Genomic DNA, 26,561 nt, shown 5'->3' with positions numbered 1-26,561 from the left:
GGGGTGCAGCCTACCTGATTTCAACCCCCTTTGTCCGCAGGTGTTCCTTCACCGCGGAGATGGGCACTTCTCTGCGGTGGAAGATCCCTGCGGCCAGGGCGGCGTCAGCGTTGGTTTTCTCGAACACCTCGGAGAAATGCTCCACCCGGCCGGCGCCGCTGGAGGCGATGACCGGAATGGAGACCGCCTCCTTGATCTGGCGGATCAGCTCCAGATCAAAGCCGCTATTGGTACCGTCTTTGTCGATGCAGTTTAAAAGGATCTCTCCGGCCCCCAGCTCCTCGCAGGCCTTGGCGAGTTCCAAGGCGTCCACATCACGGCCTTCCCGTCCACCCTTTACGGTGCACTGGTACCAGCAATTTAAGGAAAACAAAATGGAAACTTGAGTCTTTTCAAGGTTTTGCGGTCGAATTAAGGCCATTCTCGCTGTCGCACCCAACCATCTCCCAACTGGAGCAGGTATGCATTTGCCCATTAATAAACATGAAAATTCTTTCGGGAGATCGGGCGATGAAATTTCACCCACCGGCGGCCCAACCCACCCATAGGCCATGGGGTATTCATCTGTGTTGCATAGTTTCTTTGTTTTTGTTAGGAAATAAAAGTCTCCGCCCCATGGGCGAAACTCATAGCGTCTTCCTTTGTCGGGGTGATGCGGTAATAAGGCCGCCTATGTGAGTTAGTATACAATTTTCTACTTATCAACCTCTTGAATAGTGACGTGAAAATCAATGAAAGCAAATATAGCTAGCCGACTAGGTACGGGGACCCCCTTTCTTAAGGATTTGATTACGGGGGTCAAAAAAGGTGAAATAAAGGTGCCTCAATTTCAAAGGAAATTTGTTTGGAAAGAAGAGCAAGCCCTCAATTTGCTTGATAGTATTGCCAGCAATTATCCTGTAGGGAGTTTATTGCTTTGGAAGACCAGTAATAAATTGGCAGCGGAAAGGAATTTAGGGGAATTTAAGTTGCCAGAAACTGATGATCTTACACCAACAGATTATGTCCTTGATGGGCAACAACGACTGACAGTCATTTATTCGGGCGTGTAAAGAATTTTGTGTAAATGTTTTTTGTGATCAAAATTCCGGCAGCCTGTCTTCAAACATGATGCTGAATTGATTCAGCGCCGATTTCCAGTTTTTGATCGGCATCGTCCATCGTTTCGAAATATTCGTCAGCGCCAGATAGAGCAGCTTGAACATCGACTCGTCATTCGGAAAAGAGCCCCGGTTCTTAGTGACCTTGCGCAGGGACATGTTCAACGATTCGATGGTGTTGGTCGTATAGATCACCCTGCGGATCTCCGGAGGATAGGCAAAATACGGGATGATTCGCTGCCAGTTGTTCTGCCAGGACTGACTTATCCGAGGATGGGTAGCATCCCATTTTTCCCCGAAGCTGATCAGGTTTGCCTCGGCCTGTTCTACGGTCGGGGCGCTGTAAATCTCCTTCAGGTCGTCCGCCATTTCCTTGCGCTGTTTCCAGGAAACGAAATTCAGGCTGTGCCGCACCAGGTGCACGATGCATAACTGGACCTGGGCGGCGGGGTACGCCGCTTCGATGGCCTCCGGAAAACCCTTGAGCCCATCGACACAGGCGATCAGGATATCCTTCACGCCCCGATTTTTCAGCTCGGTCAGGATGGCCAACCAGAACTTGGCGCCCTCGGTCTCGGCGGCCCACATGCCGAGAACCTCCTTCACCCCAGTCATCGTCACGGCAATCGCCAGGTAGACGGCCTTCTTGATGATCTGGCCGTTGTGCTTGACCCTGATCCGCACCGCATCCAGATAGACGATGGGGTAAACATCTTCCAATGGCCGGTTCTGCCAGAGCCGGACCTCTTCCGTGACGGCGTCGGTCACTTGGGAGATCAGGGTCGGTGAAATCTCAACGCCGTAAATCTCCTCCAGATGGCTCTGGATATCACGGGTGGTCATCCCACGGGCATACATGGAGATGATCTTGTCATCAAACCCCTTGAAGCGGGTCTCTCCCTTGGGAACGATGATCGGCTCGAAGGAGCCGTTCCGGTCACGGGGAACCGCGACGTCAATCTCGCCAAAATCTCCCTTGAGCTTTTTCTTGTAGCTGCCGTTTCTGGAGTTGCCGCTGTTTTTCCCAGCCGGAGCGTTCCGGGGATAGCCGAGGTGATCGGTTATCTCGGCCTGCATGGCCCGCTCCAGCAGGGCCTTGGTCAGTTGTTTCAGTATGCCGTTCTCGCCGATCAGGTCTTCCGGCTTTTTGTAATCCGCAATCAATTGGTCAAGCAATTCTTTGGAAATGGCCATATCTCTCTCCTTGGTTGGGGGCGAACTTTTCTACCCCCGGAATGGCCATTTACACAATCCTTTTTACACCCTCCCTGTTGAGTTTGAGGAAATAAAAAAGCCGCAGTGACCGAAATGGCCAGAGGGGCTGGGTGAAAACGTGTTGGTTTGGTCAGAAGAGGAATTGAGAGGACTGATCAATCAGAACAGAGGGGAAATTGGAAAGTCATCATCCGCCGTGTTTTGATTCCTTGCCGGGTAATTAAATTTTATCGCTGCTATGACAAGTTGGGAATTTCCCCGTTTTCTCCTTGGCAAAATCACCAAATCTCTCTGAGAGAGAAAGGAAGTATTTGGGGGAGTATTCTGTATTTTTGATGACGATAGATACGGAAAAAATACGGAAAACAATGCATTAGGTAAGACAGTATACGTATTGGAGTAATGGTTATTTTTTGTGTAATTTAGACATGTTGGCTGCTTTTTGAAGTGTGGTTTCCCGTTAATGCATTAGACCTGCTGTCGTTAACGGCCTAACATAATGGTATTCCTTTTGCTTGCCTTTTCTTAAGGGAAAATAATCAGCCAAACCTGTTGTGAGGCAGGGACGGAAAGCCACGGGTCTTTTTGATGGAAAGAAAGCCGGGTTGCCAGCGAAATGGTAGTCCGGCTTTTTTGTGCTTAAGAAACGTGGAAGAAGAAAAGGGGAAAACTATGAAAAAAATAATCATCGGTTGGGGAGTAGTAGGCGCCATATTTTTACAGGGAAATGCGCAGGCAGTCTTAATCGACCGGGGAAACGGTTTGATTTATGATGAAGATACAAATCTCACATGGCTACAGAATGCTAATCTTGCAGCAACAAACACGTTTGGGGTTGCTGGGATTAATCCTGATGGGAGCATGGATTGGCTCACTGCTCAACAGTGGATAAGCGCAATGAATACAGCAAATTATCTAGGTTACAACAATTGGCGGCTTCCAGCCACTGATGTTTCCACGCTTTTAAATGCTGGCCCCACTTATGATGGATATATTTATAATTGTACAGATATTGAGTTAGGCCACATGTTCTATGTCGAATTAGGCAATCAAGCGCCACTAACTAAGCTGGGGGTGTTCCAGCCGGGACACGGTCTGAATAATGTAGGACCTTTCGACCAATTGCTAGCCGAGTCTTATTGGTCTTCCACTGAATGGGCTGGGTCACCTGCTGACACCGCATACCGGATGGATTTTGCCGAAGGCGGGTTAGATGAAACGTGGAAATTGTTTAGCTTCCCTCATGCTTGGGCGGTACGCGATGGGGATGTTAGCCCAGTTCCAGAGCCAGCCACAATACTTCTTTTCGGAAGCGGGTTGGCAGTACTAGCAAGGAGGAGGGTAAAAACAACGAAGCAATAATGCAAATGTGAATATTGTCGGTACGCTCGGTGCTTGAGAGAAGCGGAATTTGCATAGGTGACGGAGGGTAGGTCAATGAAGTTAGGCAAGCCCATGCTTAAAAATTTCAAAAAAATTGGCAAAAAAGCGAAGAAAGTGGCCTCGGTGACTGCTGTTCTTGTGGGAGACTTGAATGGCGACGGTAAAGTTGACGAAGAAGATGCAATGATTGCGGCCCAATGGGCCAAAAAAGCTGTTTCCACAATAGGCTCAGAGGCAAGTAAACTTGGCAAAAAAGCGATCCGTTCAGACTTGGTCACGGATGCAGCATCAGGAGCGGCTATTGGTGCAGTAGCTGCGGTTCCAGTTCCTGTGCTTGGGCCGATGGCCGGTGCGGCAATTGGGGCGGGGGTGGGGATTTTTAAAAATCTCACTAAAAAAGAGCGGCAAGAGGCAGTGGCGAAGAATGTTTATGATGAGTTGCTAAAGCTTGCCGAACTGCGAGAAAAAAATATCATCTCGGAAGATGAGTTTGAAGCACAAAAAAAGAAACTTCTCGACCTCCGCTAATAGTATTATTTGGTGGCTAATAAGGATTTAATATGGGATTAAATTCAGTAAAAAACCTAAATAATAGGTTGTTTTGGAAAATATTCATAGGAAAAAGCGATTGCGAGTTAAGAAATGCAGGTATTTGTGAAATCACATTTGATGAATTCAAAAATGACGGGTCCTATGCAAAAGCTAAAACCGGAAGAGAAGGGACCAAATGGGTATATGCCAAAGACTCATCTAGACGGTGGGTGGAACTTGAGCTCAAGGCAAAACGCCTGAACGGAGCCATGCAATCACAAAACGAGTTATACAAAATCATAAAGAAAAACATCCAAACACAAAAAAGGAACTCCCTTAAAATAACGTGGGATGAAGAAGATAGATTGTCGGTGAATAGAAAAAGTGATGGAGGTGATTTAAGAATCAAAGTTTATTTAGCGGACTTCGATGACAAAAAATGGATAAGCACGATGGTATTGTTTATTCAAGAAATGCAACCTATGCTCATGGGTAAGCATTAAGCCAAGTAATGGGACACATCATGGTCCATCTTGCTACCGTCAAGATCTTAGGGCGGTTGTTGCAATCAAATAAAATTATAGAGGACTTTTGGGATGGGGCTACTCAGTAACCTTAAGCCTTTTTATGTCTATTCCCTCATGGATGGAAATAATTTGGGAATTTTTTATATTGGTAAAGGCCAAGACGATAGAGTCTTTCAGCATGTTAAGGAGGTAAAAAGAGGGATTGCTGAGACAGCAAAACAAAACAAAATAGCAGAGCTTGAAAGCTCAGGTAATTATGTCAAACAAACAGTTATTGGCAGGTTTGACTCAGAAGAAGAGGCTTATGCTGTTGAATGCATTTTAATACATTGGGTGTACGGTTTTGACAATTTAACCAATATAACTAGTGGTCATGGCGTCAAGTCTGTGCGACCCCATAATAATTTTGGATATATTCCCGGACTTGAAGAAGACTTTCAAAAACCATTTTACGTTTACATTTTGACGGATCCCAAGACAAATCAGGTTTTTTATGTTGGTAAGGGGAAAGGGAAAAGATACTCCCAACATCAAAAAGAAGTTGAAAGTGGGATTGTTGAAACAATCAAACAGAAAAAAATAGAGCATATAATTTCTCAAGGTCAACAGGTTAAATCTTTTATTGTGGGAAGATTTAAAACCGAGCAAGAAGCATTAGCGGTAGAGAGTTTATTGATCCACTGGGTATATGGTATAGATTCATTAACAAATGATATTGGCGGTCACGGAGTAAATTTCATTAGGCCTAAAGGCCATTACGAAGAATTGCAAGGGATAGATGAGCCTGAACTCAACTACTGCGTTAGGACAAAAGAAAATAGAGAAAGGAATGACATCATTCCATATCTCACTGAAATAAGAATGTTGATTGAGTCAAGCTGTAATATAAAATTCGACGATATTCATACACATAATGACAGGCATACGTATCTAGTTAAATTTATAAAAGGTGTAAGATTGACGGTTGCGTGCCATCATTCTGCCAGAAAAGCGGCGGCTGTGACTATTGAATCTCTTAATGGAAAAAAGGCCAATAAAGAAAGAGTCCGTTACATTTGTGACAACAGTCGGTTGGAGTGGAAGGACAATGGGCGCTATGGTCGAATTATGCCCGCAGGAACACATAGCGATCCTATGATTATATTGGAAAAATTCAAAGAAACTTTAGCAGAAATAGAAAAGGTCAGAATATAAAACCGTGCACAACAAATCACTGCTGCGCAGGAAGAAGTAATATTTCTGATTACAGATAAGTGAGAGAAGGGCAAGGTCGTTATAGACTTTGCCCTTTCTCGTTTTGAAGTAGCAGTATTCTTACCTCACCTCAACACCTTTCTCCCGCAGGTGCTCCTTCACCGCAGCAATGGGTACCTCCCTCCTATGAAAGATGCCAGCGGCCAGGGCGGCGTCAGCGTTGGTTTTCTCGAACACCTCGGAGAAATGCTCCACCCGGCCGGCGCCGCTGGAGGCGATGACCGGAATGGAGACCGCCTCCTTGATCTGGCGGATCAGCTCCAGATCAAAGCCGCTATTGGTACCGTCTTTGTCGATGCAGTTTAAAAGGATCTCTCCGGCCCCCAGCTCCTCGCAGGCCTTGGCGAGTTCCAAGGCGTCCACATCACGGCCTTCCCGTCCACCCTTTACGGTGCACTGGTACCAGCAATATTCCTCGCCGTTGGGGCCTGGAAAGGCGGTCTTGATGGTATGGCGTGGCGTGTCGGCGGGGGATTTTACGTAAACCCGGCGTGGGTCCACGGAGATGACCACGGCCTGATTGCCGTAGACCCGCGAGATCTGTTCGATGGAACTTTGGCCGGTTTTCCGGCCGGTCTTGCGGTACTCCTCGACAATTTCCACCGCGTCGCTGCCGATGGAGATCTTGTCGGCGCCGGAACGGAAGTATTCCGAGGCGACATCCAGGGCCGAATAGTGCCTGCCTTCCGAGTCGGTGAACTCGCGGATGCCGCCGCCGATGGTGAGCGGCACGAAAACCTGCTCCGAAGTGCGTTCCAGCACTTCGCGCATGGGCTGATCCTTGAGGGGGAAGGCCCGGAAGGCGGTGATGTTCAGAAAAGTCACCTCGTCGGCGCCTTCCTCGTAGTAACGCCTGGCCAGTTCCACCGGTTTGCCCAGGTTGCGCACCTCGCCCTTGTCCCGGACATCATACTGGTCGCCCTTGGTCACCACCAGGTCGCCGGCGTCGTTGCTCCGCACATCCAGGCAGGCAATGATGCGTTTGGCGATCCTTGTCTCTTCCGGCGGGGCGCTTGTCAGGGACGCGCTTTTTTCCGTAAGGGCGGTTGCGGTGAGGAAGTTCCTGAGGATGGTGAGCCCGGCCCGCCCGCTTTTTTCCGGGTGGAACTGGCAGGCGGTCACATTGCCCTTCTGGACGCTGCTGATGAACTCTTCCCCGTAGTCGGTGGTGGAGAGGATCCATTCCTCATTGCCCGGTTCCGCCGCGGCCCGGTACGAATGGACAAAGTAAAGTTTTTCGCGACCCAGGCCGGCGAACAGGTTTGATTCCTTCCGGATCCTGACCCCGTTCCAGCCGATCTGCGGCACGGCGAGGCCTGTGTCGCGAAAGCGCCTGACCTGTCCCTTGATGAGCCCGAGCCCCGCCACGCCCAGCGCCTCTTCGCTTCCTTCAAAAAGAGTCTGCAGCCCCAGGCAGATGCCGAGGAAGGGCCGGTCGTCCCGAAGATAGCGGAGAAGCGGGTCGACATAGCCGCACTCGCGCAGGCGATCCATGGCGCTGCCGAAGCTGCCCACCCCGGGAAAGATCAGTTTTCCGGCATTGTTGATATCGTCCGGGCTTCTGACGTCCTTGACCTCAAAGCCGAGCTTTCTGATGGCGTTGCGCACGCTGCGTACGTTGCCGGCGCCGTAATCGAGCAGGGTAATCATCATCACTTCACCTGAAAGGTTTCCGGGCAGGCGTGCCTGGGAGGATTTTCGCGCCTGCCGCATGGGGATGTCCAAAATTTTATATCATAGACGACCGGACCGGGAGAAACAACACGGAATTTGTTTTCGCAGGCAGAGAAGGGGATGGCGGGGGATGGGGCTGGCCGGGCCGTGTTTCTCCGTGGGATGCTCCATGATAACGGCTTGTTTTTGTTTGCTTTGTTTTTTTGTTTTTGTCTATACTGTTGCGGGGCGGGAATATGGGATGCTTGGGGGATGAGGTGTATTGAAGCCATCGTTACTGGCGGGCAATGGTTTGGGCTGCCGCCGGAGCCACCCGACCGGGGAAGGAGTGAACAGGGAATGGGATTGCGAAGCTGTTGTTCCGTGCTGAAGAAGGGGTGGCCGGTTTTCCTGTTTGTCCTGCTCGGGGGCGTGGCCGTGAAGGCGGAGACCGGGAATGGCCTGCAGTTGGCTGACTGCGCGAAGTGTCACGCCTATGAGGTCGAGGCGATCAATGCCAAGGGCGGAAGCCACCGAAGCAAGGTCAGCTGCCTCGATTGCCATCAGAGCGCCCATCCCCCCAAGGGAATCGCGGTGATCCCGCCCTGTTCGCAATGCCACTCGGGTTCACCCCATTTTTCCCTGACAAGCTGCGGTCAGTGCCATACCGTGGCGCACATGCCCATGACCTCCCTTGAGTTTCCCGGCGGTGCCAAGGCGGAATGCCTTAGCTGCCATGAGAAGCAGGGCCGGGATTTTGCCGAGGTGGCGAGTCGGCATGCCGTTCAGTCCTGTGCCTTTTGCCATCCGGTCCACAAGGAGATTCCCGGCTGCCTGCAATGCCATGGAGCCCATCTGGACGCGCAGACCGTGGCCGACTGCCTCTCCTGCCATCCTGCCCATTCGCCGAGCCGGGTTCTTCCTCCGGGCAATACGCCGGGCAGGTTCTGCGAGCCCTGCCATGGCGAGGAGGCCAGGAAAATCGGCAAGACAACACGCCGGCATGGCACCCTGACCTGTGTGTACTGCCATGCCGGTCAGCATCCTGCGCCGCTGCCGCAATGCCAGAGCTGCCACGGGACGCCCCACCCTTGGAAAATGCTCAGTCAGCACAAAAACTGTCTGGAGTGTCACATGGATCCCCACGCCCTGATCTGAATGGCATCCGGGCCGCGGCATTCGGCGCGGAAAAGGAAGCGACAACAAAGAGGCCCGGACGGGGAAGCGTCCGGGCCTCTTTGTTTATTTTTGTCGGGTGAAGCGGTTATTTGTTCAGGTCATGGGCAATGCCGTGGCACTGTCCGCATTGCGGGAACTTCGCATGCATCGGTCCCGGATGGGGATTGTCGCCATGGCAGCCCTGGCATTTGGGAATCATCTTGTGCCGTTCCTGATGGCAGGTCGCGCATTCGAGGGTGGAGTGCTTGGCCGGGTTTGCCTTGATCTGCTTGTAGACGCCGTCATGGCAGGCTGCGCAGGCGCTGGACGGCGTATTTTCCGGATAGGTGACCTCCAGGGGCATGTGGGGCTTGTGGCAGGTCAGGCAATCCTTCTGTTCCTGCCCCGTGGTGTGGGGCGCATGGCAATCCGTGCAGTTGGGGATCACCTTGTGCTTCTCGCGATGGCAGGTGCTGCAGGCCACGGCGGTATGTTTGCTTGCATGCTGCTTGAGCTGGGCGATCTGTTCGGTATGGCAGGTGAGGCATGGCTCGGTCAGCCCGTCGCCCAAGGTGATGGCCAGGGGGGTGTGGGGATTGGTGTGGCAGCCGAGACAATCCTTGAGTTTGAAGTGATCGCTGCCGTCATGGCACTTGTTGCAGGCCGGGATGATGTCCATGATCCGGGGCGGATGCCCCTCGTGGCAGTCCACGCAGGTGACCTGGGCTTTGTGGGCGCCGCCGCTGTCGGCAATATCCTGGGGAGCCTTGTCATGACATTTGACGCAGTCGCCGGGGAGAAGTTCCGCGGCCTGGGTGTTTGCGGCAAGCATGAGCGAAGCGCCGAGCAGGCTGCCTTTGAGCAGCCAGGACAAGAATGAAGGATTTTGGGTTCTGGGCATGATTTTTCCTCTGAGGCTGAGTGGTTCAATGTGCATTGTCGGGACGACCTTGGGTCGCCTCCTTCCGCCGTTGATTTGAACCAGCCTAGCAGAACATCCGGCGCTTGCCAATCCTGTTCGGTTTTTTTTCTCATTGGAAACAGGCGTTTTTTGCGCCAGGTTGCCAGGGATGCTTTTCAGGATGGTCGCGGCGGCGAGGCGCGGAGAAGAGGAACGGCTGGGATCAGCGCATTTCCTGTTTCAGGAGGCAGCAGGAAATGCGATGGACGGGGCTGCCGTCCGAGTTGTATTCGATGTTGCCCGGCTGCAGCAGCTTGTTCATCACGCAGCCTTCGGGAATGTTGAGGGAGAAGAGTTTTTTTTCGGTGATCCCCTGGTTTTCAATGAGTTGATTTTCTTCAATGCGATAGCTGTGCAGGGGAAAATCCTCGCACAGGGGGCAGAGGTAGACCCGGCCGTTGGGGAAGATGAAGTAGTTTTCCGCCACATTGCCCGCGCACTGGAATACCTCATCACTGTCCAGGAACACCTTGGGATAGATGACATGGATCCCTCGGCGCGCCGCGTCGCGGGCCACTTCCGGGATCACCCGCAGCCACTCCTCCGGACTCACCTGCAGATCGGTCTGTTTTTCCTTGGCGGACTTGCCGCGCAGGCCGATCACCTGGATGAAGAAACGCTTGCAGCCGAAAGCGGCGAGCAGTTCCGGCATCCGGTGCAGGTGGTCGATGTTGAGTCTGCTCACCGTGTAGATCACGCTCACGTCAAAGCCAAGCTGGATGGCCTTTTTCAGGTTCCGCGTGCAGGTGGCGAAGACCCCTGCGCCGCGCACCGGGTCGTTCACCGCCGGCTCGGGACCGTCGAGGCTGAAGCTGAGCACCGCTTCCTCCGGCCGGATTTTTTCGAGCAGGTTGTGGTGGAGAAAGCCGTTGGAATCCACGGTGATCGTCCTGTAGCCCAGGCTCCGGGCATAGCGGATGCCGTGGGCCAGATCCGGATGCAGGGTGGGCTCGCCGCCCAGAAAGATCACATTGCTTTCCTTGTCCGGGTTGTAGAAGAGGGTGAGCCACTCTTCCATGGTCTGCCGGGAAACGGTGCCGGTCCCGTGTTGGGCCGGATTGATGTAGCAGTGCCGGCAGGCGAGGTTGCAGGCGGTGAGCAGGTGGAAGAAGATGTTGCGTTCCCGCGCTTTGAAATGGAGGGTTCTGGCAAGGGGCTGGGTCATGGCTGCGCCAGGGTGTATTCTTCCAGCAGGCTTCCCTGCCAGTAGTTGTTTTCGGCCTTGCGGAAAAAATCCTTGAAAAGTTGCAGGCTCTCCTGCCGGAGCACGTGGGGCAGGATGTTCACCTCCGGCGCCATGGCCCGGTATAGGGGGGCGAGCTGGTCCAGGTTGAGGCCGGTGCCGCCGCCCATGGCGTCTTCGTACGCATAGACGAAGGTGCGCACCCCGTTGAGCAGCAGGGTGCTGTAGCACATCAGGCACGGCTCCATGGTGGAGTAGACGGTGAGGCTGCGCCGGTCGATATCCGGCCTGCGCTGCAAAAGATCCCGCAGGGCGACAATCTCCGCGTGGTCCAGCTCGGTGGCCTCTTCGTTGAGGCTGTGTTCGCGCTTGCCGGTGGCCACCGTTTCGCCTGCGGCGACGATAACCGCGCCGACGGGGAATTCGTTTCCGGCCAGGGCCTCGCGGGCCTGGGCCAGGGCCAGGCGCATGAAATGCTCGTGATTCATGGAAAACCTTTCTGGAAGTATGGTTTCTACTTACCAGCACGCCCCGGTGGCGTCAAGGCGGAAAAGGCAGGCCCGCCCGGCCGGACAGGGGAGAGGGCCATCCGGGTGCGGATGAAGGAGGTGTTGAAAAGCTTCAGGAAATGAGGTAGTGAGTAGTGAGTTTTTATCTGGTGGCGGAACAATAATGTGCATCGCGGTCGCGCCGGTCTTCGCCGCGGCGGACACCGGCGCAGTCCGAGGAGAAAATCATGAGCACGGATGAAGTGAAATGTATCCCCTATGAGTTGGCCAAGAAGCTGGTCGGAGCGGTGATGGAGGAGGAGCATCTCCATGAGACGAACCGCAGGGTTCTCACGGTTTATGACAGTAACGAGCAGGAGATCTGCTGGTTCGATGCCGAGGATATCATGGCCGAGATGGCGGCAAGCGAAGGCGGCATCCCCAAGAAGGCGGACGACATGAAGGCGAAGGCGGTGGAGATGATCCTGCACCAGATTCCGGAGTGGGCGGTGGAGGATCTGCTCGCCAAGATGGAGAAGAAGAAGGGCTGAGGATGAAGGTGGAAGGCTGAAAAAGACCGACGTCGCCGGCTGACCGCTGACGGCTATTCCACTCCCCGCGGCATGGGCGGGATTTCTTCGCCGCCCAGCAGGTAGCCGCCGTCCATGCGGATGACGGCGCCGGTCATGAAGGTCGCTTCCGTCAGAAGAAAAAATACCGCCTTAACGATTTCCTCCATGGTGCCGGTGCGTTTGAGCAGGGTGTGTGTGCGGATCGCCTCCTGTTGGGCGGGCCTGAGCAGGCCCCAGCCCCGGGTTTTCTCGGCATGTCTGGTTTCAAAAAATCCCAGCATCAATTCGTTCACCCGCACCGAGGGCGCGCCTTCTCTGGCCCAGGTCTCCGTCCAGGAGGAGACGGCGCGATTTGCCGCGCCGTAAGCATCGTTGAAGATGAGGGCGGCCGGACCGCTCCGGCCGACAAGGCCGGCTATGGAGGAAAAGGTGATCACCGCCGCCTCGGGAGCTTCCTTCAGCAGCGGCAGCGCCGAATGCATGACCCACCACTTGGCCCGCAGGGTGGTGGCCATCTCAAGCTCCCACTGGGCCGGCGTATAGGCGCCATGCACCACGGGCATGCCGCCGCGTTCGATGTTGTTGATCAGGATGTGCAGGGCGCCGTAGCGTGCGCGGATGGTGGCAAGGAGGGCGCTGATCTGATCCGGGTCGCGCAGGTCTATCCGGAAGGCGGCGTGGTCGCCGGGGAGCTGCCGCAGTTCTTCCTGCATGGCCGCCGCTTCCTCGGGCCAGTCGAAATAGGTGAGCAGCACCGTTGCCCCCCGTCCGGCCAGGGCAAAACCGATGGCCTTGCCGATGCCTTTTGCTCCACCGAGAACAAGGGCGACCTTGCCGTGCAGTTCCATCAGGTGTCCATGTCCTGCGGCAGGTTCAAGAGAAGGCGGCTGCCCGGCTGAATGCGGTCGTTCTCAAGCTGATTCCAGCTTTTGATGTCCTGGGGCGAGAGTTGGTATTTTTGGGCGATGGACCAGAGGGTGTCGCCCAGCTTGACCAGATAGGTGGTGGCTTTTTTCCCCTTGGCCGCCTTGGGCTGTTTGGCAGCGGACGCGCTCTTCTCGTCGGATCTGCTCTTCTTCGCGCTTTTTCCCGATTGGGGGCGAGGGGCCGCCTGGCTTGTCTTCTGGGGCGCCCCCCCCCGGATGTAGAGGGCGAGTTCCTGGCCGACCTTGATGCGACCCGGATCCTTCAGCTTGTTCCAAGTGGCGATCAGGTGGGCGGGCACGGCGTAGCGTTTGGCGATGCTGCCGATTGTTTCGCCGTTCTTTACGGTGTGCAGCACCAGATCCTCTTTTGCCGGCTGCCTGGCGGTTTCCGCCTTGGCCAGCTGTTCTTCGCTGAGAAGCTGAAAGGTCGTGGTCTGGAAGGGGATGCGCAGGTGCTGGCCCAGGGTAAGCCTTTCGTGGCGAAGGTTGTTTGCCTTGAGCAGGGTGGTTTTCTTCAGGTTGTATTTCTTGCAGATCCTGGTGATGGTTTCCCCTTTGCCGACCACATGGTCGCGGTAGTCGATGCTTGCAACCTCCCTGACCCGCGGGAGATTTTTTTGCACCAGCTCTTTCTTGCCCAGGGGGACCCGCAGCGGGTAGCGGGCGACATCAGGGGGAGTGATGGCCTTGCACAGCTGGCGGTTGAGGTCGTAGATCTCGTCGAAATCGGTGCCGCAGGCCACGGCAACCGCTTTGAGGGAGGTCCAGCGGGGCACATGGACCGTCTCAAAATCAAGGGGTTCCTCGTACTCGATGTCCGTAAAGCCGTATTTTTCGGGATCCTTGGCGATCATGATGGCGGCAATGAGCTTGGGGACATAGTCCTTTGTCTCGCTGTGCAGATAGCGGCCGCTGGCGATTTCCCAGAAATCGGTGGAGTCTTCTTCCCTGATGGCCCGCCGGATTCTTCCCTCGCCGGCGTTGTAGGCGGCGACCGCCAGGTGCCAGGAGTCGAATTCCTCATAGAGGTTTGAAAGATAGGCCACGGCCGCCTGGGTCGATTTTATCGGGTCGCGTCGTTCGTCGACGTATTTGTTCACCGTCAGGCCATAGCCCCGCCCTGTGGCCCGCATGAACTGCCAGGGGCCGACGGCTGCGGCGCTGGAGTAAGCGCGCAGGTTGTAGCCGCTTTCAATGAGAGGAAGGTAGGCGAGATCCTGGGGGAGTCCCGCCTCGGCGAGCTGTTTTTTCACCATGGGCAGGTAGCGGCCGGCGCGGGAAAGCCAGCCGCCGAAAGCGTCATGCTGTCGGTTCTGGAAAAAATCCAGATAGTACTCCACCTGTTCATTCATGGTGACCGGAAAATCGTAGAGAGATTCGGTCTCCGCCTCCGCCGGTCCGGGCAGTTGTCCCTGCCAGGGGTTGAGCCGGGTTGTTTCCGGAACGACAAACGGTTCGGGCGCGCTCAGCTTGGGCGGGGAGGGATCGTTCCAGGCGATTGGCGGGGAAGAATGGTCGGTCGAGAAGGTGTCCGGCGGGGGGGCAAGAGGGGCGCAGCCGACGGCGGCGAAGAGCAGGGCGGCAAGAAGCAAAAGCCCTGGCCGCCTCATCGCCGGGGGAAACGGTTCTTGTAAATCTTCTGGATTGTGCAAGCCTTGTTTCCCCTGATCGTGTAATATGCTACATTCAGTTCGGCACCTTTTGGGGCCGGGTGCCGTCCAAACTATTTTCATAGTGAGATGGAGCGGTTGTCAAACATTTCTTATAAAAAACTATCAAAATCCGCCCAGATAATACTCAGCCTCTTTTACTGGACAATATCTTTTCCCGCAACGAAAAAACTTGCTTTTGCTTGCGGCTGTAAGGCCTTTGTGAAATATTTGGCTGGGTTAGCGGGATTTCCCTCCGGCGGTATTCGTCCTCTTCCTGTGAACACGTGATGCTGAAAAAAATCTTTTTTGTTGTAACGGCCGTCGCCTTTCTTTCTCTCCTCGCGGGGGCGGGGGCATTGTATCTGCTTGTGGTGCTGTCTCCCGGCGAAGCCATTCGCCAGGAAAACATCGAAAAGATTCTGGCCATGGAAAGCCCGGTTTACTATGCGGACGGGATCAACAAGGTGGGGGTCTTCTTCGAGGAGGCGCACCGGCAATACGTTCCCTATGCGGAGATCCCCCGGCATTTTGTCAAGGCCATCGTTGCGGCGGAAGATCATGCTTTTTTTGAGCATCCAGGCATCGACCTGCCCGGGGTGCTACGGGCCCTGCTGGCGAATATCCGTGCCGGCCGAGTCGTGCAGGGCGGAAGTACCCTGAGTCAGCAGGCCGCGAAGAACTTGTTCAAACGGCAGGGGCGCTCGCTTGCCGCGAAACTCAAGGAACTGCTCTATGCCCTCCGGCTGGAGTATCATTACCCCAAGGAGAAGATCCTCGAATTTTACGCAAACCAGTTCTATGTGAGCGGGAACGGGCGCGGTTTGGGAGTGGCGGCCCGCTATTATTTTGACAAATCCGCCTCCGACCTTGATCTTCTCGAGTGTGCCTTTATCGCCGGCAGTGTCAAACGGCCCAATTACTACAATCCCTTCCTGAAAGCCGACGAGGCCGCGGTTGCCCAGACCCGGGAACGCGCCCAGGCGCGGGTGCGCTACGTGTTCAAGCAGATGTACAAGCTGGGCATGATTTCTGCGGAGGAGTACCAGCAGCAGATCGCCCGCCGGATCCCTTTCCGGCAGGGGCGGATGTATTTTTCCCTGAACACCGTCATGGATCTGGTCAAGGAAGGCCTGGCCGAGCCCGAGGTGGAAGAGGCCCTGGCCCAGGCGGGGATCGACAATGTCGCCACCTCGGGGATTCGCATCTACACCACTGTTGAGAAAGATCTGCAGGATAGTGCCATGTACGGCCTGCGCAAGGAGTTATCCCGCCTCGATGTTTCTCTTTCCGGCTATGATCAGGCAGGGCTGCAGCAAATTTACCGGAAAATGCCTTTTGGCAAGGACAGCGAGCAGCAGCGGCGCGGGTTTCTGGTGGGGGAGGTGACCGAGGTCGACGCGGAAAAACCGCAGCTGACCGTGGCCCTTGACAGGCAGAATGGCCGCCTCGGTCGTGTCGATGCGGCGGGGATCCGGAACATCGTCTCTCCGTGGGTCCGTTACGAGCGCAATGCCTGGGCCGAGGCGAACAAGGCGGACACGGCGCGGTTCCTGAAAAAAATAACAAAGGGGGATCTGGTTCTCGTCAGTATCCGCGCTGAAGACGGCATCTCCGGGGAAGCGTTGCTCGACCTGGAGAAATACCCGCGGCTGCAGGGGGCGATTCTTGCCCTGAAGGATGGGACGATCCGGGCCATGGTCGGCGGCATGGACAACAAGTTTTACAACCGGGCGGTCACGGCCAAGCGCTCCATGGGCTCGGTGATCAAGCCCCTTGTCTATCTCGCCGCCCTGCAGCTGGGTTGGAACAATCTGGATATCCTGAACAACGAGCGCAATGTCTTTGTCTATCAGAACACCCCTTACTTTCCCAGACCCGACCATAACAGTCCCCACAAATCCGTTTCCATGAGCTGGGCCGGGGTTCATTCCGAGAACCTGGCCAGCGTCTGGCTCCTGTATCATCTCTGCGACCAGCTTGTTCCGGCCCAGTTTGCCGAGTTGATTCGGCACCTGGGGCTTGCCCAGGGGGAGGAGGAATCCTATGAGCAGTATTATCTCAGGATACGTGACAGCCTCGGCGTATTGGTGAATCAGGAAACCCTGCGGCAGGCCGCCTTTGAAAAAGCGGTGGAGCAGGTGGAGCCGGATTTGCTGTTTGAGGGCAAGGCCGAAGAGCACGCCGCGCTGCAGAATCTGCATTACGGCAGTGGCTTTGATAAATTCAGCGAGGAAAATGACCGTGAGCTTGGCCGGGCGCTGCGGGCCAATGAAAATCGGACCGTGGCCGAGTGCCGGTTGCGGCGCAAGATTCTGAAAAACAACTACCTCCGTTATCAGCGGCTCCGCGAGAACTTGAGAGGGTTGGCCGGGAACCGGGAGTTGCCTGGAGGCGACGAAGCCTTGCCCCTCTACGTTGAGACAAAGAGCGGGCGCCGTATCTACGCGGAAGAAGGGCCGGCGCCTGGCTGGGAAAGAGTCTCCCGGCACCGACTGGCCGGCATGCTTGCGGAGCTTTCCCCGGAACGACGGGAACAGTTCTGGGACGATGTTCTCATCGAAGGGGTTTTCACCCCGCCCACCCTCGCCTTGCTGGCCGATGCCCTGCAGGGGGAATATGAGCGGTTGAGCGCTCTGCCGCCGTACAGCGGTGAAGTGCTTTTTGCGGTTCGCGATTTCAGGATCCTGGCCGGCTTGACCTATTTGACCGGGCTGTGCCGGGAACTTGGTATTGCAAGCAAGCTCGATCCTGTTTTATCCTTTCCCCTGGGATCAAACGTCATCAGTCTCCTGGAGGCGGCGCGCGCTTATGAAGGGCTGCGGAGCGGCAAGGTTTTCGGCCGCGGGCGACCCGACGCCGGCGAGGCGATATCCATTATCGGCCGGATCGAGGATTCCGACGGGGAGGTGATCTACGCCCCGGAGGAGCATGTCCGCAAGGTCGCCGAGCCGGAAACCGTGCTGCAGGTGGCGGACATCCTCCGGAATGTCGTCCGCTTCGGCACGGGAAACTATGCGCAGCGGAATGTGCGGCTGCACAGCCCGGACCCGGAGCGGGAGGAGCAGCTGCGCGCCCTTGATCTGCTCGTCCCGGTTTTCGGCAAGACCGGCACGGCCAATCGCTTCACCAATGCGGCTTTTGCCGGCTTTGTGCCCGGGCTGGGCGAGGATGGCAGGCTTGTGCTCGAAAACGGCTATGTCCTCACTTCCTATGTGGGGTATGATGACAATGCGCCGATGGAGAGAAGGACAATCCGGCTGTCCGGGGCGAGCGGAGCGCTGCCGGCCTGGGTCAGCCTGGCCAACGCCATCTTTTTTGCCGGGGATTATGCCGCCAGGCTTGATCTTGCCGATCTCTCCTTTGCCGGGGCGGGAGAAGTGCCCTTTTCCTATGGACAATTGGGGCAGACGAGTGTGCGGGTCGGCGACGAATTGGGCGGCCTCCCGGCGTTCCGGGACGGTAATGCCCTGGTCACCACCTTTGGCGAAAGGGTGGGGGATGGCGAGATCAGGCTGGCCAGATTTTTTAAGCCCTACTGGGATGTTGAGGAGAATTGAGAATGCAGCGGTATTTGCTGAAATCCGGATTTTTGGTGCTGGCGCTGACGGCGGCCCTGGCAGGCGGCTGTGCCTCGGGCCCCACGAGGGTGGCCCGGCCGGAAGTCACGCCGGTCGTGACTGGACAAGGGGAAGATGGCGGCAGGGAGGCCAGCGCGGGGGCCGGAGTAGGGGTGGGAGGCGAGATTCCGGCCCAGGAACACGCGTTTTCCGGCGATGCGCTGGCCTCCCTGCGCGCCCATGTTGCCGGCAGATATGCCCTGTATCAGGCAAAGGCCAAGCAGTGGTCCGAATTGGAAGAGGGCATGCTGGCCATGAATATTCCGGAGGAACGCCCCGCCGGCTGGGCCGAGTGCCGGGGGCGGCTCGATGCCCTGCTTGCCTCATACGGACGTTTGGCGGGCGGTCCCGGAGGGGGCGCCCTTGATTTCCAGCTCCTTGCCGCCACCACCGCAGCGGATATGGAGTATCTTGTCGGCGGTTGCCAGGCCGTGTACATGAGCGGCAAGGAAGGCGTGGAGCATTGGCAGGGCGTTTTCGGGCAGAGGGCGGCCGAGGAAATGGAGAAAACGATTATCGACGCCGTGGGAGGTGCGCGGTACGACGAGGCGATCGGCGCCTACCGAGGGCTTGGCGCCCTTTATCCACAGCATCCGCCGGCCCCCGAGGTGATTGAGCAGATTGCCATCGCCCTGCTCCACAAGGGGCAGCTTGTCGAGGCTCTTCAGGTTTTGCAGGACACGCTTGGACGGGAAAAGCCGCGTGATCTCACCGGCCTTAAGATGCTGTACGCGGACTTGCTCCTCGTTGGCGGGCGGACCGGCGAGGCCCGCAGGCTGTATGGCGAACTGGCGCGTTACTACGGAGGGCAGCAGGGCGACCGGCGCTGGGTGGATGAGCAGCTTGTTTTGCTGGCGGCCGGGGCGGCTTCTGGGGAACAGATGCGTTTATATGCCGGTTTGTTGCGGGATTATCTCCTTTTTGACGGCAGGCAGGTGCCGGCGGAGATGCAGGACACCCTGACGCTGTTGGAGCGCACCGCTCCTGGCAGTCCGGTGCTGGCCCGGGCCCGGCAGCTTGTCGCCCTTGCGCAGGCCCGGGCCGGTACCTGGACCGGCACGCAGCTTGCCTCGGTTGAGGCACTGATTGCTGAAAATAAATTCTCCGAGGCCGCCGCGCTGCTCGATGCTCTCCTGCGGGAGGATCTGGCCCCGGAAGCACGTCAGCATGTGGAAGAAATCCGGGCAAGGGTGAAGGGCGCCGAAAATCAGGACACGGCAACGCTGAATTCCGATCAGGGGGAAACTCTGCTCGGCCAGTGGGAAAGGGCGATGAATCTCCTGGGGTTGCGCCGGTACGACGAAGCGATAGAGGCGTTTTCCGCTCTGGCCGGAACCGACTATGAGGAAAAGGCCAGAGCAAAGATGGCGGAGGCCGTCAATCTGGCGGCCAATGAGATGCGCCATCGGGCCGCCGCCCTTTTCGTAAAGGCGAAAAAAAGTAAAGACGTCGGGGGGCAACGGCAGTTGATGCTGGAGTCCCGGGCGCTGCTACTGGAAATTGTAAGAAAATACCCTGACAGCGAGATTCTGGATAAGGTGAGACTCAATCTGAAAAGCATTGCGGAACAGATCCCCGGTGGGATGGACAATGCCGGCGATCTCGTGGCCCCTCCGCCTCCGGGGACGGAGAATGCCCGGGGTGGCGCGGGCAGCTGGCAGTGACGCGGGTGTTGTTGCTGACGCGGGCGGCCCGTTGTTGCATGAAGGGAAATGGCTTGATTTTTCATAGGGTTGTCGGGATGCTATCCCTTGATAGGCCTGCGAAAAACACTTGCAATCTTTGTCAATGTTTGGGCAGTATATACAAATAATCTGAGAATTGTTCCTGTTAAAATGATACGGTAAAAGTACAGTCATTTCAGGGTGTTGTTGCGCGCTTAAGGAGTGCATTTATGGCAAATGGCGACAAGCCGTTATCCGAAATACTGGATGAAATGGCCTTGAAAATTTTAATGATCGAGCCGGGCGATCTTTCGGTGGTCGGCGAGTTGCTTGATTTGATCGAAAAGCTGTTGCCCGGTCAGGCGGCAGAGGGGATCCCCGAAGTTATTCAGCAGATGGGCGCCGCCTTCAAGGGGGCTCTTGAGCGGATCATCATGGGCGAGCTGGCCGACTCCGCGGAAAATTACGATCTGCTGGGACAGTGCGTGACCCAGATGCAGGAAACGATCCGCAAAGAGGGGGTGGCCGACGAAAAGATCATCGCCCTGTTCCGTGAAAACCTGGGCAAGACCGGATATGCCATGGACGCCAATGCCTTTTCCCGGCCTGGTTCCGGAGGGGGGGGGGAAGAGGCCCGGGCGGAGGTCGGTGCCGGGACAAGGAGCCAAGAGCCGGCAAAGACCCAAGCCGAGGCCGTGCCGGCGCCGAGCGGCAAGCCCGCCGAGGCCGTGCCGGATTTTCTGCAGGATAAAGACCTTCTGGCCGGTTTTATCGAGGAAGCCTTTGAGCATCTCGAATCCATCGAAGTCAATGTTCTTGAGCTGGAACAGAGTCCGGATGATATGGATATCATCAATAATATCTTCCGGCCCTTTCACACCATCAAGGGTGTTTCCGGCTTTCTCAACCTGAAAACCATCAACAAGCTTGCCCACGCCACGGAAAATTTGCTGGATGACGTGCGTAATGGCAAACGGGCCATGGATTCCGAGGTGATCGATATCGTTCTGACCGTCGGCGATGCCCTCAAATCCATGGTGGCGAATATTAAAGACGTGTTGGAACATGGCCCGGAGCGGTATCAGGATACCGATATCAGCGGTTTTATCGCGGAGATCACCCAACTGCAGCAGGGCGGAGGAGGCGCGGCACCCGAAACTCCAGTCGAAGCCGCGTCCGCGGAAACGGCCGGCCCGGCGCCTGCCGCGATTCAGGAGGAAGAAGCGGAGGAGAGCGAGGAGGAGGCTCCCCTTGCCGTGCGCCCTTCCCCCCAGGTTCCGCAGCCCGGGGCAGGCAACGGCCGGCCCGTCCCCTCGCTCGGGGCGCAGTCGCGGCCGGCGGCCGCCGATGCGGGCCCGAAAAAACTGGGCTCTTCCATCAAGGTTGATGTGGAAAAGCTGGATGCGCTGGTCAACGCCGTGGGCGAGCTGGTCATCATGCAATCCCTGGTCCGCCAGAACAAGCTGGTTTCCCGCATCGCCGATCCCAAATTGACCAAGGATTTTTCCCAGCTGAGCAGGATAACCTCCGAGCTGCAGCGCACCGCCATGTCCATGCGGATGGTGCCCATCAAGCAAACCTTTGACAAGATGATCCGCCTGGTCCGGGATCTCTCCAAAAAAACCGGGAAGAAGGTGGATTTGATCATGGAGGGCGCCGAGACCGAAATCGACCGGAACATGGTTGATTCCATTTACGATCCTCTGGTCCACATGATGCGCAACTCGGTTGATCATGGCATCCAGATGCCGGCGGAGAGGATGAAATGCGGCAAGCCCGAAACCGGCACGGTTTTTCTGCGCGCCTATCAGAAGGGCGGCAGCATGGTCATCGAAATCGAGGACGACGGCGAGGGGCTCAATACCCAGAAGATTCGCAAGAAAGCCCTGGAGCGTGGGCTGATCAGCGATTCGGACAATCTCAGTGATTTTGAGCTGAACAATCTCATCTTTCTCCCCGGTTTTTCCACGGCGGACAAGATTACCGATGTCTCCGGCCGCGGAGTGGGCATGGATGTCGTGAAAAAGGCGGTGGAGAAGCTGCGCGGCAAGGTCGAGGTGCAGAGCCAATCAGGGAAGGGCTCGCTGTTTATGATCCGCCTTCCCCTTACCCTTGCCATAATTGACGGCATCATTGTCCGGGTGGGCGGCGAGCGGTATATCATTCCCACCATCGCCATTCAGGAATCCATGCACCCGGAACGGAAGAACTACAATACCGTGCATGGTCGCGGCGAGACCTTGCTGGTGCGCGGCGATCTGGTTCCCATTATCAGGCTCTATGAGATTTTCGGCGTGGAGCCGACTCATTCCGACCCCTGTGAGGCCATCGTGGTGGTCGTCGAAAATGAAGGCCGGCGGCGCGCTCTCATGGTTGACGAGCTTCTCGGAAAGGAGGAGGTCGTGATCAAGAGTCTCGGCGGCCTGCAGGATGTTCAGGGCGTTGCCGGCGGGACCATCCTGGGTGACGGCCGGGTTGGTCTTATCCTTGATCTGGCAGGCGTCATCGCCAGTGCCGCGAACTGATCCCTTCGGGGTCAGGGGCCGCGGGCGGGGTGCTTTGGTGGTGTCTTGTTCCTTGTGAATTGTGTGGAAAGACCATACGGTTTTTTGAAAAAGGAGGGTGTTGATGGAGGCGGCAAGCGTAACAGCGCAGGGTGTGGGCCAGGGGTGCAGCGAACTGGCGGGGAAATATCTTACTTTTTCCCTGGGCAAAGAGGACTACGGCGTCGGAATCCTCAGCGTCAGAGAGATCATCGGGGTGATGGAAATCACCGCCGTGCCCCATACGCCAACCTATATAAAAGGCGTGATCAATCTGCGTGGTCGCGTTATTCCTGTTTTGGACCTGCGTCTGAAATTCGGCATGAGTCCACAGGAGTACAACGAGAGAACCTGCATCATCGTTGTCGAGGTGCAGGGACAGACGGCGCCGGTGCAGGTCGGGATGGTCGTTGACTCCGTGTCGGAGGTTCTGAACGTGGCGGCCGGTGAAATCGAGCCGCCGCCCTCCCTTGGCACATCGGCCGAGACGGAGAATATTCTCGGAATGGCCAAGATTAAAGGAGAGGTGAAGATCCTTCTTGACGTGGACAAGGTTGTCGGCGAAGGGCTTTTGAAACAGTTCGAATCGCAGTGAGAAGTTGTTGCAATCACGCGACCCTGACATCCATGGCCATTGTTGGGTGATTTCTTGCGTTGTCGTTGCGGGCCTGGCGTTTTTCGAGGTTTTTGCGTGGTCAATAAAAATTACCGCCGCTGTCCGCGGGCGGTTCCGCGAATTTTCCGTCCGGGCAAATGGAGCACGATGTGGCGTTGAACAGTGACGGATCATTCGGTATTCGCTACCATCAGCTCACCGATGAGCAGTTCAAGAAATTCAGTGATCTGGTTTACGAGAAAACCGGGATTTATCTGAAGCCGGAGAAGAAGGAACTTCTCAACGCCCGCCTTGGCAAAAGGTTGCGGGCAACCGCGATAAGCTCATTCAAGGACTATTATGACTATGTCATCCGCGACAAGTCCGGCGAAGAGCTTATCCATCTCATTGACAGCGTTTCCACCAATTTCACCTCTTTTTTCCGAGAAAATTCCCACTTCGAAATCCTGACTTCCAAGGTCTTGCCCGGCTTTGTTCTGGAGGGCAGAGGAAAGAACAAGGAGGTGCTGCTCTGGTCTTCTGCCTGTTCCTCAGGCGAGGAGCCGTATACCATGGGCATGGTGGTGGAGGACTTTGCCTGCCAGCATCCCGGCTTCAGGTATCGGATCATGGCGACCGACATCTCCACGCGGGTGCTGGCCCATGCCAAGCAGGGGGTCTATGCGGATGACCGGATTACCAAGGTGCCCAAGCCGTTGCTGAAAAAATATTTTCAGCGTGGGGTCGGAAAATCAGAGGGATATGTTAAGGTAAAGGACAATCTGAGGCGCGTGGTGCACTTTGAGCGATTCAATCTGATGGGTGATTTCCCTTGGCGTGACAGCATTGACGTTATCTTCTGTCGGAACGTGATGATTTATTTCAATCGGGAGACCCAGCAGGAGCTGGTCAATAAATTCTATCAGGCATTAAGCCCCGGAGGGTATCTTTTCATCGGCCATTCGGAAAGCATCACCAGTCTGAAGCACAGTTTTACCCAGATTGACGCCACGGCGTATCAAAAACGATGAATCCTTTTGTGGAAAGGTGTTGTTCCTTGCGCAATAAGGGGTACGGGATCACGAACGCATGAAGATAGTTGTCGGCATTTCAGACATGAAGGTCAGTAACAAGCCTGAGGATGTCTTGATCACATACTCGCTGGGTTCGTGCATCGGTCTCGTCATCTGGGATCCGGTGGCCAAGGTCGGCGGCCTGTTGCACTACATGCTTCCCGACTCTTCCCTGGACAAGGAGAAGGCGGTGGTCAAGCCCTTCATGTTCGCGGACACCGGCATTCCGAGGTTGTTTAAGGAAACCTACAAATTCGGGGCCATGAAGAACCGCCTGATAGTCAAGGTGGTTGGCGGCTCTCAGATCATGGACAACGCGGGCGTTTTCAATATTGGCAAGCGGAACCATGCCGTCCTTCGGAAAATTTTCTGGAAAAATCAAATCATGGTCGCCAAAGAGGATGTGGGGGGCTCCGGGAACAGGACCGTGAGTCTTGAAATCGGCACCGGCATTACGCACTTAAAGGTTTCTGGAAGAGGAGAGTTTGAGTTATGAGCCGTTTGGAAGAAATCCTCTCCCTGGTAAAGCATGTTCCTCCTTTTCCCAAGGTGGCGCAGCGTGTTTCCGAGATGCTGAACGATCCCGAGGTGGGGGCCGCGGATCTGGCCGAGGTAATCCAGTATGATCAGGTCATTACCGCCAACGTTCTGAAGATCTGCAACGCGGCTTACTTCGGGTTGCCCCGCAAGGTGGCCTCCCTTGATGAAGCCCTGGTCGTGGTGGGGAACGCGACGTTGAAGGATATCATCATCACCAGCAGCAGTGCGCGGTATTACAAGGGGGCGGCAGGAGAAGGCTACAAACTTGAACAGGGTGATCTCTGGAAGCATTCCGTCGCCACCGGCATCATGGCCAAGGAGCTTGTCAAGCATGTGAAGGATGTTGATCAGGGCAGCGCCTATACCGCCGGCCTTCTTCATGATATCGGCAAGAGGTTTTTGAGCAGCTTCGTGGCCGACGAATTCAAGAAGATCATGATGAAGGTCGTGAAGGACGGCTGCTCCTTTGTGGAGGCGGAAAAAGAACTGTTGGGCGCCTCCCACGCGGAGCTGGGGGGGATGATTCTCAGGCAGTGGGAGTTCCCCAGGGAGATGGAGCTGGCTGTGCAGCAGCATCATGATCCGGATGCCCTGGAGAAGGAGCCGCTCACCGCAGTGGTTGCTTTGGCCAACGCCTTGGTTATCAGTATGGGCATCGGCGTCGGCGCGGATGGTTTGTCAACAAAGCTGCAGGGGATCGGACTGAAACGATTTGCCATTACCCCCATGCACCTTGATCTGTGCATGGCGAATCTGCTTGATGAAATTGACCGGGCGCAGGAGTTGTTTCACCTGTAAGCGGGACTGCCGGCCTTGAGGCTGGCAATCCCTGATGGTTGCAAGAGGTAACCTGAGAATAATGTTTGTTTGGTAGGAGAGGGAAATGGCTTTCAATATTTTGGTGGCAGATGATTCTGAGACCATGCGGGCCGTGATCAAGAAGACAGTTGGTATGTCCGGCGTGCCTGTTGGGGAGTTTCATGAGGCCGCAAACGGCAAAGAGGCCCTGGCGATTCTCGAAAAAAACTGGATAGACGTCATCCTCTCCGACATCAATATGCCGGAGATGGGAGGGATGGAGCTTCTCAAGGTGGTGAGCGCCGATGAGGATCTTAAAAAGATCCCTCTTATTTTCATCACCACCGAGGGGAGTGATGCCCGGAAGGAGGAGGCGAAAAAGCTCGGGGTTGCCGGTTATGTGAAGAAGCCGTTTCAGCCCGAAGCCATCAAGGCCATTTTGTACGAAGTGCTGGAAAAGGCCTACGAGCATCGGATGACGGAGCTGTCCGACGAGGGCGGCGGCGATGACCTGGATTTTTAAAAGCCGGGAGCTGGCGGGCGCGGAGCAAAAGGAAACAAGGGATCATTGGCATCACCGTATCTGGCAATGCCTGCAATCAGAGTTGGGAAGGTGGCGGAATGGATGAGCGGTTGCGAAAGACGATATTTGAGACGTTCTCGGAGGTATTCGAAACCATGTTTTTTACCTTCCTTGAGCCTCTTGCCGAACCGCCGGACAAGGAGACCCTGGGGGGGAACGGCGGATACATTGAGGCAACCATCACCTATTCCGGCGGCCATACCGGCTGTTTCCGTTTCTTTTTTCCCCGGGAGCTTGCCAAGAATATCACCGTGAATTTTCTCGGGATTGACGAAACCGATGTGCAGGATGCGCAGATCAGGGACACGGCCGCGGAAACGGCGAACATGGCCATCGGCAGCCTGCTCGGCAAGCTGGATCCCGGGGGAAAGGCCTCCCTTGCCATCCCCGCGACCAGGGAGCTTGCGGATTTCTCCCCGGAGAGTCTGCTTGGCGAGCAGGGTTTGTCTCTGTTTAATACCGAATTCGGGGTGCTCTGGGTTGTCGGCAACCATGCTTGAAACCGGTGAAAGGAAGGAAATTTCCTGAGACAAGTAGCGAAATAG

The 26,561-nt window shown here is 55.8% G+C and carries 24 protein-coding genes and 1 riboswitch; of the genes, 16 read left to right on the top strand and 8 right to left on the bottom strand.

Annotated elements, in window-relative coordinates; genetic code table 11:
- Positions 1 to 10: 10 nt before the first annotated feature.
- On the bottom strand, positions 11 to 421 hold the full coding sequence (locus ACUUL3_RS10990) for a HisA/HisF-related TIM barrel protein (protein WP_448551312.1): 411 nt from the start codon (positions 419 to 421) through the stop codon (positions 11 to 13).
- Positions 422 to 731: 310 nt separating this feature from the next.
- Between ACUUL3_RS10990 and ACUUL3_RS10985 the strand changes: the two genes are divergently transcribed.
- On the top strand, positions 732 to 1,052 hold the full coding sequence (locus ACUUL3_RS10985; RefSeq protein ID WP_448551310.1) for a DUF262 domain-containing protein: 321 nt from the start codon (positions 732 to 734) through the stop codon (positions 1,050 to 1,052).
- A 27-nt stretch (positions 1,053 to 1,079) separates the two neighbouring features.
- Here ACUUL3_RS10985 and ACUUL3_RS10980 read toward each other — a convergent pair whose 3' ends face one another.
- The gene (locus ACUUL3_RS10980; RefSeq protein ID WP_448550836.1) at positions 1,080 to 2,294 is read right to left on the bottom strand and encodes an IS256 family transposase; all 1,215 of its coding nucleotides are present in this window, start codon (positions 2,292 to 2,294) and stop codon (positions 1,080 to 1,082) included.
- 553 nt (positions 2,295 to 2,847) lie between these two features.
- Positions 2,848 to 2,928, top strand: a riboswitch (cyclic di-GMP riboswitch).
- Positions 2,929 to 2,987: 59 nt separating this feature from the next.
- Here ACUUL3_RS10980 and ACUUL3_RS10975 point away from each other — a divergent pair.
- The 4 genes from ACUUL3_RS10975 (at position 2,988) to ACUUL3_RS10960 (ending at position 5,950) form a co-directional block, all read left to right on the top strand.
- On the top strand, positions 2,988 to 3,677 hold the full coding sequence (locus tag ACUUL3_RS10975) for an Lcl domain-containing protein (RefSeq protein ID WP_448551308.1): 690 nt from the start codon (positions 2,988 to 2,990) through the stop codon (positions 3,675 to 3,677).
- A 75-nt stretch (positions 3,678 to 3,752) separates the two neighbouring features.
- Positions 3,753 to 4,226, top strand: coding sequence for an SHOCT domain-containing protein (locus tag ACUUL3_RS10970; RefSeq protein WP_448551306.1), 474 nt, complete (start codon positions 3,753 to 3,755; stop codon positions 4,224 to 4,226).
- A 32-nt stretch (positions 4,227 to 4,258) separates the two neighbouring features.
- The gene (locus ACUUL3_RS10965; protein WP_448551305.1) at positions 4,259 to 4,732 is read left to right on the top strand and encodes a hypothetical protein; all 474 of its coding nucleotides are present in this window, start codon (positions 4,259 to 4,261) and stop codon (positions 4,730 to 4,732) included.
- Positions 4,733 to 4,825: 93 nt separating this feature from the next.
- On the top strand, positions 4,826 to 5,950 hold the full coding sequence (locus tag ACUUL3_RS10960) for an LEM-3-like GIY-YIG domain-containing protein (protein ID WP_448551303.1): 1,125 nt from the start codon (positions 4,826 to 4,828) through the stop codon (positions 5,948 to 5,950).
- 120 nt (positions 5,951 to 6,070) lie between these two features.
- Here ACUUL3_RS10960 and hisF read toward each other — a convergent pair whose 3' ends face one another.
- On the bottom strand, positions 6,071 to 7,660 hold the full coding sequence (gene hisF, locus ACUUL3_RS10955) for an imidazole glycerol phosphate synthase subunit HisF (protein WP_448556468.1): 1,590 nt from the start codon (positions 7,658 to 7,660) through the stop codon (positions 6,071 to 6,073).
- Between the two features lie 363 nt (positions 7,661 to 8,023).
- Here hisF and ACUUL3_RS10950 point away from each other — a divergent pair, with 363 nt between their 5' ends.
- Positions 8,024 to 8,821, top strand: a complete 798-nt coding sequence (locus ACUUL3_RS10950) for a cytochrome C (RefSeq protein WP_448551301.1) — start codon at positions 8,024 to 8,026, stop codon at positions 8,819 to 8,821.
- A 106-nt stretch (positions 8,822 to 8,927) separates the two neighbouring features.
- Here the strand turns inward: ACUUL3_RS10950 and ACUUL3_RS10945 are convergent, their stop codons facing one another.
- The 3 genes from ACUUL3_RS10945 to ACUUL3_RS10935 form a co-directional block, all read right to left on the bottom strand.
- Positions 8,928 to 9,722 (bottom strand): cytochrome C, encoded by a 795-nt coding sequence (locus ACUUL3_RS10945; RefSeq protein WP_448551299.1) that lies wholly within the window; start codon positions 9,720 to 9,722, stop codon positions 8,928 to 8,930.
- Positions 9,723 to 9,945: 223 nt separating this feature from the next.
- On the bottom strand, positions 9,946 to 10,947 hold the full coding sequence (locus ACUUL3_RS10940) for a radical SAM protein (RefSeq protein ID WP_448551297.1): 1,002 nt from the start codon (positions 10,945 to 10,947) through the stop codon (positions 9,946 to 9,948).
- A complete protein-coding gene (locus ACUUL3_RS10935; protein ID WP_448551295.1) occupies positions 10,944 to 11,453 on the bottom strand; it encodes a nucleoside deaminase in 510 nt (169 codons plus the stop codon). Before ACUUL3_RS10935 ends, ACUUL3_RS10940 begins: the two co-directional genes overlap by 4 nt.
- A gap of 248 nt (positions 11,454 to 11,701) precedes the next feature.
- On the opposite strand from ACUUL3_RS10935, the gene ACUUL3_RS10930 reads away from it, so the two are divergent.
- Entirely contained in the window at positions 11,702 to 12,004 is a 303-nt protein-coding gene (locus ACUUL3_RS10930) for a hypothetical protein (protein WP_448551293.1), read from the top strand.
- 53 nt (positions 12,005 to 12,057) lie between these two features.
- Here ACUUL3_RS10930 and ACUUL3_RS10925 read toward each other — a convergent pair whose 3' ends face one another.
- Together ACUUL3_RS10925 and ACUUL3_RS10920 are read right to left on the bottom strand one after the other, a co-directional pair.
- Positions 12,058 to 12,873, bottom strand: coding sequence for an SDR family NAD(P)-dependent oxidoreductase (locus ACUUL3_RS10925; RefSeq protein ID WP_448551291.1), 816 nt, complete (start codon positions 12,871 to 12,873; stop codon positions 12,058 to 12,060).
- Positions 12,873 to 14,543: a LysM peptidoglycan-binding domain-containing protein gene (locus ACUUL3_RS10920; protein ID WP_448551289.1), complete on the bottom strand. Its 1,671-nt coding sequence runs from the start codon at positions 14,541 to 14,543 to the stop codon at positions 12,873 to 12,875. Before ACUUL3_RS10920 ends, ACUUL3_RS10925 begins: the two co-directional genes overlap by 1 nt.
- A 347-nt stretch (positions 14,544 to 14,890) precedes the next feature.
- Here ACUUL3_RS10920 and ACUUL3_RS10915 point away from each other — a divergent pair, with 347 nt between their 5' ends.
- The 9 genes from ACUUL3_RS10915 to ACUUL3_RS10875 all read left to right on the top strand — a co-directional run bounded on the left by ACUUL3_RS10915 (position 14,891) and on the right by ACUUL3_RS10875 (position 26,516).
- Complete coding sequence (locus ACUUL3_RS10915; protein WP_448551287.1) at positions 14,891 to 18,160, top strand: transglycosylase domain-containing protein; 3,270 nt, start codon at positions 14,891 to 14,893, stop codon at positions 18,158 to 18,160.
- A 2-nt stretch (positions 18,161 to 18,162) separates the two neighbouring features.
- Positions 18,163 to 19,884, top strand: a complete 1,722-nt coding sequence (locus ACUUL3_RS10910; RefSeq protein ID WP_448551285.1) for a tetratricopeptide repeat protein — start codon at positions 18,163 to 18,165, stop codon at positions 19,882 to 19,884.
- A gap of 230 nt (positions 19,885 to 20,114) precedes the next feature.
- Positions 20,115 to 22,409, top strand: coding sequence for a chemotaxis protein CheA (locus ACUUL3_RS10905; RefSeq protein WP_448551283.1), 2,295 nt, complete (start codon positions 20,115 to 20,117; stop codon positions 22,407 to 22,409).
- 103 nt (positions 22,410 to 22,512) lie between these two features.
- Entirely contained in the window at positions 22,513 to 23,022 is a 510-nt protein-coding gene (locus ACUUL3_RS10900) for a chemotaxis protein CheW (RefSeq protein ID WP_448551281.1), read from the top strand.
- A gap of 170 nt (positions 23,023 to 23,192) precedes the next feature.
- Positions 23,193 to 24,053 carry a CheR family methyltransferase gene (locus ACUUL3_RS10895; RefSeq protein WP_448551279.1) on the top strand — a complete coding sequence of 287 codons (861 nt, stop codon included), beginning with the start codon at positions 23,193 to 23,195 and terminating at the stop codon, positions 24,051 to 24,053.
- A gap of 58 nt (positions 24,054 to 24,111) precedes the next feature.
- Positions 24,112 to 24,591, top strand: coding sequence for a chemotaxis protein CheD (locus tag ACUUL3_RS10890; protein ID WP_448551277.1), 480 nt, complete (start codon positions 24,112 to 24,114; stop codon positions 24,589 to 24,591).
- Positions 24,588 to 25,433: an HDOD domain-containing protein gene (locus ACUUL3_RS10885; RefSeq protein ID WP_448551275.1), complete on the top strand. Its 846-nt coding sequence runs from the start codon at positions 24,588 to 24,590 to the stop codon at positions 25,431 to 25,433. The genes ACUUL3_RS10890 and ACUUL3_RS10885 overlap by 4 nt, the downstream gene beginning before the upstream one ends.
- Positions 25,434 to 25,518: 85 nt before the next feature.
- Positions 25,519 to 25,956 carry a response regulator gene (locus ACUUL3_RS10880; protein WP_448551273.1) on the top strand — a complete coding sequence of 146 codons (438 nt, stop codon included), beginning with the start codon at positions 25,519 to 25,521 and terminating at the stop codon, positions 25,954 to 25,956.
- A gap of 155 nt (positions 25,957 to 26,111) precedes the next feature.
- Positions 26,112 to 26,516 carry a chemotaxis protein CheX gene (locus ACUUL3_RS10875; RefSeq protein WP_448551271.1) on the top strand — a complete coding sequence of 135 codons (405 nt, stop codon included), beginning with the start codon at positions 26,112 to 26,114 and terminating at the stop codon, positions 26,514 to 26,516.
- Positions 26,517 to 26,561 lie beyond the last annotated feature (45 nt).

The sequence above is a fragment of the Thiovibrio sp. JS02 genome, from assembly GCF_053485635.1.
The sequence above is the reverse complement of the archived record's forward strand: the minus strand, read 5'-3'. Positions and strand labels throughout refer to the sequence as shown.